Here is a 16,042-nt window from a genome sequence, read left to right on the forward strand (position 1 = left end):
GGATGCGATGACGAAGATGCAGAGATTGCGCACGGTTATGCCGCGGACGCGAACGGGCCGAGCGATCGCCGGGTTGATCATCGGCGCGATCGTCGTCGCCGCGAGTGCGCTGGCGTACGAGCTGTTCGGAGGCATCGCCTTGGCGGTGGCGATCGGGGCGATCGGCGCTCTGCTCGTCATCGTCGCCGCGCGCGTGGAGGTGCAGGCCCGGCGTGTGCTCGCCAAGCAGGACGTGCAGACGCTCAAGCAGCTCCGGCGGATCCAGCAGGACGGGCAGGCCGTCCAGCATGAGCTGGGCCGGCTCCGAGCCACGCTCGTGGAGTCCGAACTCGCCGTTCTCGAAGCGCAGGCTGGCGTGAGCGAAATGCGTGGCACTGTGGCCACGAAGGCCGACTTGCAGTTTCACTACGCCCAGGTTCAAGCAGCCATCAATCTCTTCGGCCAATTCGAGGTAGGCGCCTCGGTGCCTCAGATGCGAGGGTGGGCCGCTTCGCCAGACGTGTTGCTGCGACTTGTCGACCTCGTCCGTGCTCGTCAGCCTCGTCTGATTCTCGAGTGCGGGAGCGGGGTTTCGACATTCTGGTTGGCGATGGCCGCGCGCAAGTACTCGCCCGGTTCGAAAGTGATCGCGCTCGAGAGCAGTGAGAAGTACGCGCTCCGCACCGAGGCGCTCATCGAAGCGCATGGGCTCGGTGCGTTCGCCGAGGTACGCCGGGCGCCGCTTGAGGAATGGGACGGCGTGGGCACTTGGTACTCCAGGGACGCGCTTCGCGGAGTCAGCGACATCGATCTCCTCTTCGTCGACGGGCCGCCCGAATCGACTGGTCCGCTTGCCAGACGGCCGGCGATGCGCGTGCTCCACGACCTGCTGTCGTCGGACGCGGTGATCATCATGGACGACATGAAACGTCCGGATGAGCAGGCGACCGTCGCCTCCTGGCAGCGCGAGTTCGGTCCCCTGATCGAATCCGAGTTCGATGTGGAGAAGGGCGCCTCACTGCTCACCCGGGCATCAGAAGGCTGAGTTGGCGTCATCGGGCCGCCCGGTGGACTCGGGAGCACCCCGTCTTGCGTTGCTGCCGATCGTGCGGCATGCGGTGTGCGGCTGGGTGGAGCCCGAGGTCTCGGATGAACGTTCCGCGGTCGACGAGGTCTTGCACGAGGGAGCCTCCGAACGCGTGGAGTTCTGTCCGACACCCATGGTCATGAGGCCGGGCGCACATTGGCTCCCTCGAACGCCGTAGCCCGCTGGAGTTGAACTCCGTCGACCGCTGGACTGGACGGTGATCGTCGGTATGAGGCAGCCGTCGGTATCGGGTTCGTCGGGGGCACGCATTTCGAGCCCGGCTCGGCGACTCACTCGCGGAACAGGTAACCGGCCGATGCCTTGAGTTCGTCCTCGAGCAACGGTACAAGGGTGGTCGAGTACGACGCCGTCATGTGGTCGTCATCTCGGTACGCGGTTACGTTCCCCACCACCGGTTCGCATCGTCCATCGCAGAATCCGTCAGCGACGTCGAGCTCGATGAAGGAGTCGGGCAACCGGTCGACGGACAGGATAGGGGATGTCTCGGCGTAGACCCGCGCGCGGTCGAGGCCGCACTCCGCTGGGGCATCGGGTCGCTCCTCGAGGCATTCGGGGATGCGCCAGGGGAAGCGCGGAGTGTCCCGTACACCGATCACCGGGACATCCGCTTCATCGAGAGTCTGCCAGGCCGTCAACTGGCCCGGGATCACGAGCTCCGGCTTGTCGAGGTAGGTCTTGGTCGAGACGGTGAAGACGGCGTCGGGGCGGATCCTGATGAGCTCATCCATCGCCGCCTTGTTCCACGCGACGCAACTCGCATTGGGGTTGTGCTCATCGAGGCTCAGGCGGCAACCGTCCTTGTCGATGATCGTGAGTCGCCAATGGTGGCGTTCAGCGAGAATCGTCATCGCGTCCGCCCATTGCTGAGTGTGCGACCCTCCGGACATCACGATCTCGATGTCGGAGTCGGCATCGCCCCGGGGCTCGCATGTCTGGACGACGGCGTACTGGGGCTGATCGCGGTAGTTCTGGATACACTTCTCCGAGTAGACGGCGGGAAGATCATCGAACGCGATCGAGGCGTCAGGAGCGGGTTCCACTCCCTTGGGAGCGACACTGCCCTCCGTGAGAACCAGTGCGCCCGGGTACTGCGACGCCTCGTCGGCGACGCTGCTGAGGGTCTCGCTCCGGGACTGCTCGGCAGCGGTTGCGCCACTCGAGACGACCACGGTCAGTGCAGCGGCCGCCGCGACGGCCAGGATCGGGTGGTGCTTTCGCGGAGCTCGGCTCGCACGCTCGAGTATCGGCTCGGAGACGAAACGCTGGGTCAACCAGGCGAGCACAACTGCCGCGACAAGAACGAAGGCCCCGCCCAGAACGCCGACGTGATCGTAGTCGCGGACGGCGAGGTAGCCGATGAGGATGGGCCAATGCCAGAGGTACAGGGGATAGGAGATTCTAGCGAGCCACCGCATCGGCGGTGTCGCGAGCGCCCGATCGACGCCGAGACGAGTCGGTTCCCCGGAGCAGAGGATGATGAGCGCTGCACCGACGACGGGAACGAGCGCGGCCGGACCGGGGAACTGCTTCGCGCCGTCGAGTACGAACCCTGAAGCGATGATCAGGGTAGCCCCCATCCATCCGAGCACGACGCGCCACGCATCGCCCACCCGGTTGACGCGGTTGAAGACGACGGCGAGGAGTGCCCCGGCCCCGATCTCCCAGAATCTCGTGAAGGAGTCGAAGTACGCGACGGCCGGTTCAGTCGCATTCAGGGAGATCGCGTAGATGAACGATGCGACTGTGGCCGATGCGACGACGACGGCGACGAGGTGCTTGGTCCTGGCACGCCGCCCGCCCACGGCGAACAACGCCACCATGATGAGCGGCCACACGAGGAAGAACTGGCCTTGAACCGACAGCGACCAGAAATGCTGGACCGGGCTGGTCGAGGGGCCCGCCGCTCCATACGCGAGCTGCGATCCGATTAGCTCCCAGTTCTCGTAGTAGAAAGCTGCGGCCGTGATCTCGCGCGCGGTCTGCGACCACGTCGACGGGGGGAGGATGGCCAGCGTGAGCACTGCCGTCGCGGCGAGCACGAGCAACGCTGCAGGAGTCAACCGCAGGATGATCCGGGTGTAACGCCGGCGGAGGTTCTGAGGCCGGCCTGTCGACCAGCTCCTGAGCATCGTCAGCGTGAGGAGGAACCCTGACACGAACAGGAACACATCGACACCGCCCGACACCCTGCCCATGCCGAAGAGGTGGAACAGCACGACGAGCGTGAGCGCGAGGCCGCGGAGCCCTTCGATCTCGTCGATCCGGCGGGCGGTGGGACTGGGCATCTCGGCGTGACTCTCCTGACTCTCGAGAAGGGGCAATCGAGTCTAGGGGCCGGTGGAGCCCCGGCTGACCACTCGGCAGGAGTGACGCGACGAGGCGCGACGGCACCCCTCATTCGGACGTACGCGTCCGTTGGTAGTTTGGAGCCACGCCGAGGAAAGGGACCAGCACGGATGTTCGTGACGATCGACAACACCCCCCGCGACTACGCCTGGGGATCGAGGAGCGCGATCGCCGACTACCGCGGCAGGCCAGCATCGGGCGGCCCCGAGGCCGAGCTCTGGCTCGGCGCGCACGCAGGGTCGCCCGCGCGGATCGTCGACGCCGCATCGGTCGGCCACGCCGACCTCGCCGCGTGGATCGCGGCCGACCCGGTCGCGGCGCTCGGTCCCGAACTGGCCTCCAAGGGGGCGCGCCTGCCGTTTCTCATGAAGGTGCTCGCCGCGGGCGCACCGCTCTCGCTGCAGGCGCACCCGACCCCCGAGCAGGCACGAGCGGGCTTCGCGCGCGAGGAGGCCGACGGGGTGCCGATCGACGCGTACGACCGCAATTACAAGGACGAGTTCCACAAGCCCGAGCTCATCGTGGCGGTGAGCGAGACCTTCGACGCGTTGTCGGGGTTCCGGCCGCTCGAGGAGGTGCGCGGCGTGCTCTCCGTGCTGCGCGGGGCCGACGAGGCATCCGACTCGCCCGAACCGGGGGCGCTCGAGTTGCTCGAATCCCGCCTCTCGGGGCCCGACCCGCTGCGCGCCGCCGTCGAGTGGCTGCTGACCGACGGCCGGGGCGGCGATACCGGCGAGGCGAGCTGGGTGATCGAACGGGTGACCGCGCTCGCCGCGAGCGACGAGGCCGCGGCCTCGCCGTACGCCGAGTCGTTCGCGACGGTGGGCTCGCTCGCCGAGGTGTATCCCGGCGACCCGGGCATCGTGATCTCGCTGCTGCTCAACCGGGTGCGGCTCGTCGCGGGGGAGTCGCTGTACCTCGCGGCCGGCAATATCCACGCCTACCTCGACGGACTCGGTATCGAGCTCATGGCGGCGAGCGACAACGTGCTGCGGGGCGGACTCACCCCCAAGCACATCGACGTCGCGGAACTCGCCGGTGTGCTCGACTTCACGCCGATGCCGCCGCCGCGGCTGGCGCCTGACGAGCTCGGGCCGGGGCTCCGCGTGTTCCGGCCGGGCGTGCCCGACTTCGAGCTCTACCGCGTCGAGCCGTCCGCGGCCGCGGGTGCCGCCCGCGTCGCGCTCGCGGGGCCGGCGATCGTCCTCGCCGAAGGGTCGTCGATCGAGCTGCGCGGCGCGGTCTCGACCGAGCCGATGCGGATGGCCCGCGGGGAGGCCGTGTACGTCACCCCCGACGAGCGGGTCGTCGAGGTCGGGGGCGAGGGGCGGGCGTGGATCGCGACCGTCGGTTCGCCCGTCGACTGATCAGCTCGCGACGCGGAGCCCGAACAGCCGCCGGTAGGCCGTCGGCGTCGTCTGCAGCACCTTGACGAAGTGGTGCCGCATCACGGCGGCGGCGCCGAACCCCGTGTCTCGCGCGATCTGCTCGAGGTTGAGGTCGGTCTCCTCGAGGAGTTGCTGTGCGCGCAGCAGCCGCTGGCGGTTGAGCCAGGCGTTCGGCGTGGTGCCCGTCTCCGCGCGGAATCGGCGGGCGAAGGTACGCGGCGACATGAGCGCGGTGCGGGCGAGCCGGTCGACGGTGAGGTCTTCGTCGAGGTGCTCGAGCATCCACGTGGTGATGGTCGCGAAGGAGTCGCTCGCGCATTCACCGACGGGGGTCTGGATGAACTGCGACTGGCCGCCGTCGCGCTGCGGGGGCACGACCATGCGGCGGGCGATGATGTTCGCGGCGCTCGCACCGAGTTCCGAGCGCACGATGTGGAGTGCCGCGTCGATGCCTGCGGCGGTACCTGCACCGGTGACGACCTTGTCGTCCTGCACGAAGAGCACGTCGGGGTCGACGTCGGTGGTCGGGAACTCGGCGGCGAGGCGGTCGGTGTACATCCAGTGGGTGGTGGCGCGCCGCCCGTCGAGCACGCCGGCGCGGCCGAGTGTGAAGGCTCCAGAGCAGACGCTGAGCACCCAGGCGCCGCGCGCGACCGCGTCGCGGATCACCTCGGCGACGCGCTCGTCGAGCGGTTCGTCGATGAGCGCGGCCGGCACCGCGACGAGGTCTGCGGTGCGGGCGAACTCGAGGCCCTCGTGCACGACGATGTCGAAGCCGAGCTTCGTCGAGATCGGACCGGGCTCGGCGGTGACGACGTGGAAGTCGAAGTTCGGACCGCCCTGCTCTGAGCGGTCGATGCCGAAGACCTCGCAGATCACGCCGAATTCGAACGGCGCCATCTGGGGGATGGCGAGACAGGCGATGGAGTGGAGCACGGTGCCCTCCGCGTGGCAGAAATCGATCGATTAGTGTCCACTCTGCCACTTTCGGCAGTTTGTGGCAATACGTAGATTAACTGCCATGACCACCATCATCCTCCTCGTGCTCGCGGGGCTCGCCGTCTGGGGAGTCCTCGCCACCGTGCTCCGCCTCGACGACGACGGCTACGGGCGTCCCGAGATCCGCGACCGCACGCGCCACATCGAACGACTCGGCTGACCGCCGACGCCGATCGAGCCCGCCGTCGCCGTTCTTCGGGGCCGCCGGCGGGCTCGGCCTCGCCCGGTTCGTTACGATCGGGTGGGCGCCGGAGAGACCGCCGCCTGGAGAGGGTCGAACATGAGCTGGCTGGTCACCGGGGGAGCGGGTTACATCGGTTCGCACGTCGTGCGGGCATTCGCGGCGAAGGGCATCGACACCGTCGTCGTCGACGATCTCTCCTCGGGGCGGCGCGGATTCGTGTCCGACGGCATTCCGTTCGTGCAGGGCTCCATCCTCGACGGGCGCGTGCTCGAATCGGCGTTCGAGCGGTACGGCATCCGCGGCGTCGTGCACCTCGCCGGCTACAAGTACGCCGGCGTCTCGGTGCAGCGGCCGCTGCACACCTACCAGCAGAACGTCACGGGCACCGCGACGCTCCTCGCCGCGATGGAGGCCAAGGGCGTCTCGAACATCGTGTTCTCGTCGAGCGCGGCCGTGTACGGCACGCCCGACGTCGACCTCGTCACCGAGGCGACCGCGAAGCATCCCGAATCGCCCTACGGCGAGTCGAAGCTCATCGGCGAGTGGCTCCTCGCCGACCAGGCGCGGGCGACGGAGCTCTCCCACACGAGCCTGCGCTACTTCAACGTCGTCGGATCGGGCACGCCCGAGGTGTTCGACCCGAGCCCGCACAACCTCTTCCCGCTCGTCTTCGACGCGCTGCTCGACGGGCGCACGCCGCGCATCAACGGCGACGACTACGCGACCCCCGACGGCACGTGCGTGCGCGACTACATCCACGTCGCCGATCTCGCCGAGGCGCACGTCGTCGCGGCGCAGCGTCTCGAGGCCGGCGAGCCGGTCGAGCCCGTCTACAACCTCGGATCGGGCGAGGGCGTCTCGGTCGGCGAGATCATGAAGGCCGTCGCCGAGGTCACCGGCATCGCGTTCGACCCCGAGGTCGCCCCCCGCCGTGCCGGCGACCCCGCCCGCATCGTCGCCTCCGGCGAGCTCGCCGCGCGCGACCTCGACTGGCGCATGCGCCACTCGCTCACCGACATGGTGCGGAGCGCCTGGGAGGCGCGTCGCGCCGCGAGCTGAGCGCGAGGCATCCGCGTTCGATTCATAACGTCTGCTCAACACCCGGCGTGTCGTGACCCTCGTGAAGCCTCGACGGCGGATTGAGGGTTTACGATCTACGACTTGACTCTCACGAACTACACCGGTGTAATTGGTCGTGACACACCCTCTGGGTGGTCGGTACAACTGGGTGGGAGACGATATGGGAAGTCCTGAATATCGTTCTGGAGTACCTGACGATTGGTTCATCGATCCGGTCAGGCTGGGAGTTCCCGGCGTGCGGCCCACGATCGACGACGACAATCCGTTGGCGTGGCAGAGCGACGCATTGTGCGCGCAGACCGATCCCGAGGCGTTCTTCCCTGAAAAGGGCGGATCGACGCGGGACGCGAAGAAGATCTGCACCGGTTGCGAGGTTCGGGGCGAATGCCTCGAATACGCGCTCGGCAACGACGAGCGCTTCGGCATCTGGGGCGGGCTCTCCGAACGCGAGCGGCGCAAACTCCGCAAGCGGGCGGTGTGAGGCGCGGAGCCTGCTTCGGCAGGCTCCGCGCACGGCTTTCCGGCCGCCGTTTTCGAGGCGCGCCCGCCTCGCTTGCGGATGCCACGGGGCGCGCCGCTTAGGCTGACCCCGATGTTCCCCAGAGTCACCGCCGTCCTCGTCGTGCACCACGGCGGCGACCACCTCCGTCAGACGCTCGATGCCATCCGCTCGCAGGAGCGGGCGCCCGACGAGCTCGTCGTCGTCCTCACCGAGGCCGACGACGTCGCACGCGAGCAGGTCACCGCGGCGTCGCCCACCCGCCTCATCGACCTCTCGCAGCGTCTCTCCTTCGGCGAAGCCGTCCGAGCCGCCGACCGCGTGCTCGAAGCGCCCGGTGGCGACGCCGACGCGCTCTGGCTGCTCGCCGAGGACAGCGCCCCCGCGCCCGACGCGCTCGCGCAGCTCGTCGCCGCCTTCGAGACCGGGAGATCGGTCGCCATCGCCGGCCCGAAGCTCGTCGACTGGGACGAACCCGAGCGCATCGCCCGATTCGGCCGCTCGATCACCCGGCTCGGGCGGAGCGTCGCGATCGTCACCGACGAACTCGACCAGGGCCAGCACGACGGGCTCAGCGACGTCCTCGGACTCGATCCCGCGGCGATCCTCGTGCGGCACACCGTCTGGCGGGCGCTCGGCGGGTTCGACCCGGGGCTCCCCACCGTCGACGACGCGCTCGACCTCTCGATCCGCGCCCGCCTGGCCGGACATCGGGTCGCGGTCGTCCCCGAGGCGAAGGTGCGCTTCGCCGGGGTCGGCGTGGCCGGACCCGAGGCCGGGCCGCGGGCGCGCACGACGCGCCGCCGTGTGCGGGCGACCCGTGCGGCGCAGCTCCACCGCAGACTCGTCTACGCACCGCTCCCGTTCGTGCCGCTGCACTGGCTCAGCTTCCTGCTGCTCGCCGTCGTCCGCTCCGTGCGGCTGCTGCTCGTCAAGGCGCCCGGGGCCATCCCCGGCGAGTTCGCCGCGGCATTCACGACGATGTTCTCGGGCACACGCGTGCCGCGAGCCCGGCGCGCGCTGAAATCGGCGCGCACGGTCGGATGGTCGGCGATCGCCCCGCTGCGCATGCAGCCCGACGAGATGCGGCGCCGGAGACAGCACTCCGCCGAGGCCCGCCGGGAGCGGGCGCGAGGGCGCAAGCACGAGCTCCAGTTCATCGGCACGGGCGGGGGATGGATCCTCCTCGTCGCGGCGGCCGCCTCCGTGGGGCTCTTCTCGTGGCTCCTCGGTTCGGGCGGGGTCGGCGGCGGGGCGCTCCAGCCGCTCTCGAACGACGTCGCCGAGCTCTGGCGCAACGCCGCGTACGGCTGGCGCGACCTCGGCACCGGTTTCGTCGGCGCGGCCGACCCGTTCGCGGGGGTCCTCGCCGTGCTCGGTTCGGCGGCGTTCTGGGCGCCGTCGTTCGCGCTCCTCCTGCTCTGGCTGCTCGCGATCCCCGCCGCCGCAGTCGGCGCCTGGTTCGCCGCCTCGCGACTGACCGAGCGTGCCTCGGTTCGCGCCGTCGCCGCGCTCCTCTGGGCCTTCGCGCCGCCGTTCCTCGTGGCGCTCGGCGATGGCCGCCCCGGGGCCGTGCTCGCCCACGTGCTGCTGGGCTGGTTCGCGTTCGCCGCATTCGGCGCCGCCACGTCGTGGGCGGCGGCGGCGACCGCCTCGCTGCTCCTCGCCGCCCTCGTCGGCGCCGCCCCGAGCCTCGCACCCGCGCTGCTGGTCGCGTGGCTCGTCGCGCTCGCGGTGAGCGGGCGCGCATGGGTGCGCCTCGTCGGCCTGCCGATCCCCGCGCTCGTGCTCGCGCTGCCGCTCGTCGTCGATCAGCTCCGCCGCGGCACTCCGCTCGGCCTCGTCGCCGATCCGGGGCTCCCGACGGGCAGCGGGATCCCGTCGACCTGGCAGCTCGCCCTCGGGCTCCCCGACGGTACCTGGGGCGGGTGGGAGGACTTCTTCTCCTCCGCCGGCTCGGTCGACTTCCGCATCGCGCTCAGCGCGCTCGTGCTCCCGCTGGTGCTCGTCGCGCTCACCGCGGTACTCACCCGCTCGCTCAGGGCGGCGGCGCTCTCGCTCGGGATCGCGCTCCTCGGCTTCGCCACCGCCGTCGCCGCGGCCCACCTCTCGGTCGCCTCGGCCGGCTCGCACGCCATCCCGGTCTGGACGGGCGCGGGCCTCAGCCTCGCCTGGCTCGGTCTCGTGCTCGCCGCGGTGCTCGCGCTCGACGCGATGCGACGCGGCCGCGCGCTCCTCGGGTGGGTGGTGTTCGCCGCCATGGCTGCCGCGATGCTGCCGACCGGCATCTCGCTCGCGACGGGTTCCGTCGCCGTGCAGCCCGCCGCCGCTCGGACCCTGCCCGCGTTCGTGGGAGCTGAGGCCGAGGCCGACCCGCGGGTCACGACGCTCCGTCTCACGCCCGACGCCGACGGAAGCCTGCGGGCGACCCTGGAGCGCGGCACCGGGACCACGCTCGACGAGCAGTCGACGCTCGCCGCGACCGAGCGGACGCTGTCGGCCGACGAGGAGGAGCTCGCGCTCGTCGCCGGCAACCTCGCCTCGCGCAGCGGATCGGGCGCCGAGGCCGCCGTCAGCGAGTTCGGCGCCTCCTTCGTGCTGCTCGACGAACCTGGCGACCCCGACGACAGCGCCGCGGTCGCGGTGGCCGATCGCGCGCGCACCGCGCTCGACGCCAACTCGGCGCTCGTCGCCGTCGGCGAGACGGACTTCGGCACGCTCTGGCGGTTCACTGCCGCAGAGCCCGACGCCCCGGCCGCGCAGATCCCGGCCGACACCGGGGGATGGATGGCGGGAGTCATCACCGCCGTGCAACTGCTCGTGCTGGGTGCGACACTGCTGCTCTCGATTCCCACGGGCGCCGGGAGGGAGGCGGATCGCCGCCCCGAGCGGCGTCGACCGGTGACGCCGCGCCGGAAGGGTCGTGCCGTCGCGGCGGCCGCCGGTGCCGCGGTCGCGGAGCCGGAGGTCGACGCGCAGCAGGTTGAGGCTGTCGGCGACGCAGCCGATGCCGACGAGAGCGGTCCCGCCGACGGCGCCGTCGACGCGGGGGATGCCACGGTGCAGGACGCGCACTCGGATGCAGGCCCGGAGCCCGACGCGGGCCCAGAAACCGACGCCGGCACCGAGCCCGACGCGGGCCCCGCCCCCGATGCCGGAACCGACTCGGGCGAGTCGGGCCCCGAGGCATCCGAACCCGAACCCGAACCCGCGCCCGAGCCCGAGGGCCCGGACCAACCCGCCCCCGCGAGCGAAGGAGACGACGATGGCCGATAAGCGCGAACTCGCTCGCAACCTCGCCCGCGCGGGCGGCCGCGGCCTCGCCCTCGTCGTCGCCGGCGGCATCGCGGCGGCCGCCATCGCTGCTGCCGCGATCGTGCCGTGGCCCGAGTTCCGCGTCGAACCGCCCTCGACGGTCGTGGAGCCCGCGGAGACCGGGCAGTTGCGCGTCTGCCCCGGACCGCTGCTCTCGCTCGGCGACGACGCTGCCGATGCGACGACCGCGGTGTCGGTCGGCTCGACCTCGGTGACGACGGGCGTCTCGCCCGACGACGTCGAGATCACCGAGACGCCGCTCGGCGCGCCCGAGAACCCGAACGCCGACCGCGACGGCACTCCGCTCGCCATCGCCACCGAGGCCGGTGCCGCCGGTCCCGGTGAGCTGGCAGGAGCGCAGGGGCAGCGCAGCGAGCGCGAGACGATCGCCGGATACGCCGCAGCTGCGTGCGACGAGGCGGTCGCCGAGGCCTGGCTCGTGGGCGGTGCGACCGATGTCGGGCGGAGCGGCATCGTGCTGCTCTCGAACCCGAGCGAGGTCGCCGCGACCGTCGACGTGCGCGTCAGCGGGGAGAATGGGCCGGTCGAGGCCCCGTCGGCACTCGGCATCACGGTGCCGGCCGGTGAGCAGCGGGCACTCTCGCTCGCGGGACTGGCACCGAACCTCCGCTCACCGGTGGTGCATGTGACCAGCACGGGCGGCGCGATCGCGGCGACGCTCGAGCACTCGGTCATCGAGGGGCTGACGCCCGCGGGCGTCGAGCTCGTCGGCCCGACGGCGATGCCCGCGACGACCCAGTCGATCCCCGGCTTCGTGGTGCCGACCGCCGGCGGCGTCGATCCCACCGACGATCACGCCGAGGGCGACGACCACCCCGCCGTGCGCCTCTTCGCCCCGGGCGACGAGCCCGTCGAGGTCTCGATCGGCGTCGCGTCCGAGTCGGGCGGCGGCGGTGCGAGCATCGACGTTTCGCTCGAACCCGGCCAGGTGACCGATGTGCCGCTCGGCGAGCTCGACGAAGGCGACTACACGATCACGCTCGAGGCGGACGCGCCGATCGTCGCCGCGGCCCGTGCGACCACCGGCACGCCCGAGGCGCAAACGGCTCCCGGCGGCGACGACGAGGACGCCTCCGTCGACCTCGCCTGGACGGTCGCCACGGCACCGCTGCTCGAGACCGCGGTCGTGGCGGTGCCGGCCGGGCCCGGCCCGGTGCTGCACCTGCTGAACCCGGGCGACGACGAGCTCGAGGTGCTGGCCGTCGTCGACGGCGAGGAGCGCTCCGTTCGGCTCGCCCCCGAGGAGGCGGCGTCGATCGAGCTCCAGCAGCGCAGTGTCGTCGAACTCGGCGGCGCCGCCGGTGTGCACGCCACCGTCTCGTTCTCGGGCGAGCGCGCCCTGTCGTCGTTCCCGGTGCGGCCGCCCGGTCCGCTCGACTCGCCGATCGTGGTCACCCCGCGCTGAGCTGGGCGCCGCGTCGCCTCAGCGAGGCGCGGGCGGCGGGGCCGCCGTGTCAGAGGTGCCGGTAGCGTCCGGGCGCGAGCTCCCACGGGTCGCGGCCGAGGAAGTCGGCGACGGCCCGGAAGACGCAGCTCTCGACGAGCAGCTTCTCGTCGCGATCCTCGCCCTCCTGCAGCCGGAGGAAGCGCACGATCGGGAGCCGGAAGAAGACGATGCGTCGCTCGTCGTGGTAGACCTTCCACCGGTCGATGTGGTCGTCGTGGATCGCCTCGGCCGGGGCTTGCGCGACCTCGAACACGACCCCCTCGAGCTCGGGCCAGAGCCCCCGCAGGTACGAGACGGTCGTGCCGATCGTGAGCTCGAAATCGTCGAGCCGGGTCGAGAGCAGCGGCAGGTGCGGCCCCGTCACGGGCGAGCGCATGCCTCGGCCATGGCGGTCACGGGCGAGCCGTCTCGGAGAGCGGGGCGCGACACGACGGGAGCGGGGCATGTATTCCATCCTATTGTCGGCACCGATCGCTACTCTTGATCTGCCATGAGACGTTGTTCGCGAACCGCATGCGCCGCCGAGGCGGTTGCGACGTTGACCTTCGACTACGCCGAGTCCACGGCGGTGCTGGGCCCGCTCGCCGTCGTGCGCGAGCCCCACGGCTACGATCTCTGCGCCCGGCACGCCGAGCGCACCTCCGCCCCGGTCGGCTGGCAGGTCGTGCGGCACACCGCACTCGGTGGGGTAGGTTTCAAGGCATGACTTCCGCTGCATCATCCGACGTTCGCGCGCGCCTCGACGCAGTGGTCAAGGCGTACGACGTGCGCGGAATCGTGGGCGAGGGGCTCACCGCCGAGACGGTCGAGGCGCTCGGCGCCGCTTTCGTCGACGAGGTCGGCGCGGCCGGCGGCCGGGTCGTCGTCGGGCACGACATGCGCGACTCCTCGCCGTCGTTCGCGGCCGCGTTCGGGGCCGGTGCGGCCGCGCGCGGCGCCGTCGTCGTGTCGATCGGGCTGTGCTCCACCGACGAGAGCTACTTCGCGTCGGGTTCGATGGATGCCCCGGCGGCGATGTTCACCGCGAGCCACAACCCGGCCGCCTACAACGGCATCAAGTTCTCGCGTGCGGGTGCCCAGGGCATCTCGCTCGACACCGGTCTCGCAGCGATCCGCGACCGCGCCGCCGACTACCTCGAACAGGGCATCACTCCCGTCGAGGCGCGCGGGGCGATCCTCGAGGCCGACGTCCTCGCCGATTACGCGGCGTACCTCCGCACGCTCGTCGACCTCCGAGGCATCCGCCCCCTGAAGATCGTCGTCGACGCGGGCAACGGCATGGGCGGCCTCACCGTTCCCGCCGTGCTCGGCGAGGCCGCGGGCCTGCCCGCCCTGCCGCTCGAGATCGTGCCGCTCTACTTCGAACTCGACGGCACCTTCCCGAACCACGAGGCCAACCCGCTCGAGCCGGCGAACCTCGTCGACCTGCAGCGCGCGGTCGTCGAGCACGGCGCCGACCTCGGCCTCGCGTTCGACGGCGACGCCGACCGCTGCTTCGTCGTCGACGAGCGTGGCGGTGCCGTCACGCCCTCGGCGGTCGCCGCGATCGTCGCCCTCCGCGAGATCGCCCGCGTCGGCGCGGCGGGCGAGACGAACGTCAACGTGATCCACAACCTCATCACCTCGCGCTTCGTGCCCGAGACCATCGAGGCGGCCGGCGCCGTGCCGGTGCGCACCCGCGTCGGGCACTCCCTCATCAAAGACCAGATGAAGGCGACGGGCGCGGTCTTCGGCGGCGAGCACTCGGCCCACTACTACTTCCGCGACTTCTGGGGCGCCGACAACGGCATGCTCGCGGCGATGCACGTGCTCGCCGAGTTCGGCGGCCAGGAGGCGCCGCTCTCCGAGTTCGCCGCGCGGTTCGACCCGTACGCGCTGTCGGGCGAGATCAACTCGGTCGTCGACGATGTTCCGGCCGCGTACACGCGCATCGTCGAGGCGTTCACGGGTCGCGGCGAGTTCGACGAACTCGACGGCCTCACCGTGCTCGGCCAGACCGCCGGCGACGAGCCGTTCTGGTGGTTCAACGTGCGCCCGTCGAACACCGAGCCGCTGCTGCGCCTGAACGTCGAGGGCGGCGACGAGCCCACGATGGCCGTCATCCGCGATGAGGTCCTCGCCCTCATCCGCGCCGAATAGGCGGTCGCTCTCCGCGTCGTCGCACGGCCGACAGGCCTGCGAGAATGGACGGCATGACGACGCTGCCCGCCACCACCGCACTCCCGTACAAGGTCGCCGACCTCTCGCTCGCCGAGGCGGGTCGTCACCAGCTGCGGCTCGCCGAGAACGAGATGCCGGGCCTCATGGCGCTGCGGGCCGAGTTCGGGGCGACGCAGCCGCTCGCGGGTGCGCGCATCGCGGGCAGCCTCCACATGACGGTGCAGACGGCCGTGCTCATCGAGACCCTCGTCGCGCTCGGCGCGCAGGTGCGCTGGGCGAGCTGCAACATCTTCTCCACGCAGGACGAAGCGGCCGCGGCGATCGTCGTCGGCCCCGAGGGCACCGTCGACGCGCCCGCCGGCGTGCCGGTGTTCGCGTGGAAGGGCGAGACTCTCGACGAGTACTGGTGGTGCACCGACCGCATCTTCGACTGGTCGGCCGAAGCCGCCGAGGCCGGTGCCGACTGGATCGGCCCGAACCTGATCCTCGACGACGGCGGCGACGCCACGCTGCTCGTGCACCGCGGGCGCGACTTCGAGGCTGCAGGCGTCGTGCCCGAGGCATCCGACGCCGACAGCGGCGAGTATCGCGTGATCCTCGACACGCTGCGCCGCTCGCTCGAGACGAGCCCCGACCGCTGGACCCGCATCGCCGAGGAGCTCACGGGCGTGACCGAGGAGACCACGACCGGCGTGCACCGCCTCTACGAGCTGCACGCCGAGGGCGAGCTGCTCTTCCCGGCGATCAACGTCAACGACTCGGTGACGAAGTCGAAGTTCGACAACAAGTACGGCATCCGCCACTCGCTGCCCGACGGGCTGAACCGCGCCACCGACGTGCTCATGGGCGGCAAGGTCGCGTTCGTCGTCGGTTACGGCGACGTGGGCAAGGGCGCCGCAGAGGCGCTGCGCGGCCAGGGCGCCCGGGTCATCGTCAGCGAGGTCGATCCCATCTGCGCGCTCCAGGCCGCGATGGACGGGTACCAGGTCGCCCGCGTCGAGGACGTGGTGGGCGAGGTCGACATCTTCGTCACCTGCACGGGCAACAAGGACGTGCTGCGACTCGAGCACATGCTCGAGATGAAGCACCTCGCGATCGTCTCGAACGTCGGCCACTTCGACAACGAGATCGACATGGCCGCGCTCGAGGCGCTCGAGGGTGCGGAGAAGGTCGAGATCAAGCCGCAGGTGCACGAGTGGCGCCTGCCGACGGGCCGCTCGATCCTGGTGCTGAGCGAGGGCCGGCTCATGAACCTCGGCAACGCGACGGGCCACCCGTCCTTCGTCATGTCGAACTCCTTCACCAACCAGGTGCTCGCGCAGATCGAGCTCTGGACCCGTCCCGACGAGTACCCGGTCGGCGTCTACGTGCTGCCCAAGCACCTCGACGAGAAGGTCGCGCGCCTCCACCTCGATTCGCTCGGCGTGCAGCTCACCGAGCTGAGCCCCGAGCAGGCCGCATACATCGGCGTGCCCGTCGAGGGGCCCTACAAGGTCGACCACTACCGCTACTGAGC

Annotated in this window: 13 protein-coding genes; 10 read left to right on the forward strand and 3 right to left on the reverse strand. The window is 70.9% G+C overall.

The window, feature by feature from the left end:
- The first annotated feature begins 7 nt into the window (after positions 1-7).
- A complete protein-coding gene (locus GQQ93_RS01620) occupies positions 8-1,024 on the forward strand; it encodes an O-methyltransferase (RefSeq protein WP_170296094.1) in 1,017 nt (338 codons plus the stop codon).
- 332 nt (positions 1,025-1,356) lie between these two features.
- Here the strand turns inward: GQQ93_RS01620 and GQQ93_RS01625 are convergent, their stop codons facing one another.
- Complete coding sequence (locus GQQ93_RS01625) at positions 1,357-3,372, reverse strand: acyltransferase family protein (RefSeq protein ID WP_157422466.1); 2,016 nt, start codon at positions 3,370-3,372, stop codon at positions 1,357-1,359.
- 171 nt (positions 3,373-3,543) lie between these two features.
- Between GQQ93_RS01625 and manA the strand changes: the two genes are divergently transcribed.
- The gene (gene manA, locus GQQ93_RS01630; protein ID WP_157422467.1) at positions 3,544-4,800 is read left to right on the forward strand and encodes a mannose-6-phosphate isomerase, class I; all 1,257 of its coding nucleotides are present in this window, start codon (positions 3,544-3,546) and stop codon (positions 4,798-4,800) included.
- Here manA and GQQ93_RS01635 read toward each other — a convergent pair whose 3' ends face one another.
- Positions 4,801-5,757 (reverse strand): GlxA family transcriptional regulator, encoded by a 957-nt coding sequence (locus GQQ93_RS01635; RefSeq protein WP_157422468.1) that lies wholly within the window; start codon positions 5,755-5,757, stop codon positions 4,801-4,803.
- Positions 5,758-5,842: 85 nt separating this feature from the next.
- Between GQQ93_RS01635 and GQQ93_RS01640 the strand changes: the two genes are divergently transcribed.
- From GQQ93_RS01640 to GQQ93_RS01660, 5 genes are all read left to right on the forward strand, one after another.
- Positions 5,843-5,980 carry a hypothetical protein gene (locus GQQ93_RS01640; protein WP_157422469.1) on the forward strand — a complete coding sequence of 46 codons (138 nt, stop codon included), beginning with the start codon at positions 5,843-5,845 and terminating at the stop codon, positions 5,978-5,980.
- Between the two features lie 120 nt (positions 5,981-6,100).
- Positions 6,101-7,063: a UDP-glucose 4-epimerase GalE gene (galE, locus tag GQQ93_RS01645; RefSeq protein ID WP_157422470.1), complete on the forward strand. Its 963-nt coding sequence runs from the start codon at positions 6,101-6,103 to the stop codon at positions 7,061-7,063.
- Positions 7,064-7,244: 181 nt separating this feature from the next.
- Positions 7,245-7,565: a WhiB family transcriptional regulator gene (locus tag GQQ93_RS01650; protein ID WP_157422471.1), complete on the forward strand. Its 321-nt coding sequence runs from the start codon at positions 7,245-7,247 to the stop codon at positions 7,563-7,565.
- Between the two features lie 111 nt (positions 7,566-7,676).
- Positions 7,677-10,859, forward strand: coding sequence for a glycosyltransferase (locus tag GQQ93_RS01655; RefSeq protein ID WP_170296095.1), 3,183 nt, complete (start codon positions 7,677-7,679; stop codon positions 10,857-10,859).
- The gene (locus GQQ93_RS01660) at positions 10,849-12,324 is read left to right on the forward strand and encodes a DUF5719 family protein (RefSeq protein WP_157422473.1); all 1,476 of its coding nucleotides are present in this window, start codon (positions 10,849-10,851) and stop codon (positions 12,322-12,324) included. Before GQQ93_RS01655 ends, GQQ93_RS01660 begins: the two co-directional genes overlap by 11 nt.
- A 49-nt stretch (positions 12,325-12,373) precedes the next feature.
- Here GQQ93_RS01660 and GQQ93_RS01665 read toward each other — a convergent pair whose 3' ends face one another.
- A complete protein-coding gene (locus tag GQQ93_RS01665) occupies positions 12,374-12,811 on the reverse strand; it encodes a hypothetical protein (protein WP_157422474.1) in 438 nt (145 codons plus the stop codon).
- Between the two features lie 45 nt (positions 12,812-12,856).
- On the opposite strand from GQQ93_RS01665, the gene GQQ93_RS01670 reads away from it, so the two are divergent.
- Genes GQQ93_RS01670 through ahcY form a run of 3 tightly spaced genes read left to right on the forward strand, consistent with a single transcriptional unit; the run spans position 12,857 to position 16,040 of the window.
- The gene (locus tag GQQ93_RS01670) at positions 12,857-13,072 is read left to right on the forward strand and encodes a DUF3499 family protein (protein ID WP_022888342.1); all 216 of its coding nucleotides are present in this window, start codon (positions 12,857-12,859) and stop codon (positions 13,070-13,072) included.
- Positions 13,069-14,505 carry a phosphomannomutase/phosphoglucomutase gene (locus GQQ93_RS01675; RefSeq protein WP_157422475.1) on the forward strand — a complete coding sequence of 479 codons (1,437 nt, stop codon included), beginning with the start codon at positions 13,069-13,071 and terminating at the stop codon, positions 14,503-14,505. Before GQQ93_RS01670 ends, GQQ93_RS01675 begins: the two co-directional genes overlap by 4 nt.
- A gap of 53 nt (positions 14,506-14,558) precedes the next feature.
- The gene (ahcY, locus tag GQQ93_RS01680; protein WP_157422476.1) at positions 14,559-16,040 is read left to right on the forward strand and encodes an adenosylhomocysteinase; all 1,482 of its coding nucleotides are present in this window, start codon (positions 14,559-14,561) and stop codon (positions 16,038-16,040) included.
- Positions 16,041-16,042 lie beyond the last annotated feature (2 nt).

This window comes from Agromyces lapidis (genome assembly GCF_009749405.1).
Classification (GTDB): Bacteria; Actinomycetota; Actinomycetes; order Actinomycetales; family Microbacteriaceae; genus Agromyces; species Agromyces lapidis.

Coding starts and splice junctions, on each gene's coding strand:
- GQQ93_RS01620 (WP_170296094.1), top strand. CDS start 8: ATGACGAAGATGCAGAGATTGCGCACGGTTATGCCGCGGACGCGAACG.
- GQQ93_RS01625 (WP_157422466.1), bottom strand. CDS start 3,372: ATGCCCAGTCCCACCGCCCGCCGGATCGACGAGATCGAAGGGCTCCGC.
- manA (WP_157422467.1), top strand. CDS start 3,544: ATGTTCGTGACGATCGACAACACCCCCCGCGACTACGCCTGGGGATCG.
- GQQ93_RS01640 (WP_157422469.1), top strand. CDS start 5,843: ATGACCACCATCATCCTCCTCGTGCTCGCGGGGCTCGCCGTCTGGGGA.
- galE (WP_157422470.1), top strand. CDS start 6,101: ATGAGCTGGCTGGTCACCGGGGGAGCGGGTTACATCGGTTCGCACGTC.
- GQQ93_RS01650 (WP_157422471.1), top strand. CDS start 7,245: ATGGGAAGTCCTGAATATCGTTCTGGAGTACCTGACGATTGGTTCATC.
- GQQ93_RS01655 (WP_170296095.1), top strand. CDS start 7,677: ATGTTCCCCAGAGTCACCGCCGTCCTCGTCGTGCACCACGGCGGCGAC.
- GQQ93_RS01660 (WP_157422473.1), top strand. CDS start 10,849: ATGGCCGATAAGCGCGAACTCGCTCGCAACCTCGCCCGCGCGGGCGGC.
- GQQ93_RS01665 (WP_157422474.1), bottom strand. CDS start 12,811: ATGCCCCGCTCCCGTCGTGTCGCGCCCCGCTCTCCGAGACGGCTCGCC.
- GQQ93_RS01670 (WP_022888342.1), top strand. CDS start 12,857: ATGAGACGTTGTTCGCGAACCGCATGCGCCGCCGAGGCGGTTGCGACG.
- GQQ93_RS01675 (WP_157422475.1), top strand. CDS start 13,069: ATGACTTCCGCTGCATCATCCGACGTTCGCGCGCGCCTCGACGCAGTG.
- ahcY (WP_157422476.1), top strand. CDS start 14,559: ATGACGACGCTGCCCGCCACCACCGCACTCCCGTACAAGGTCGCCGAC.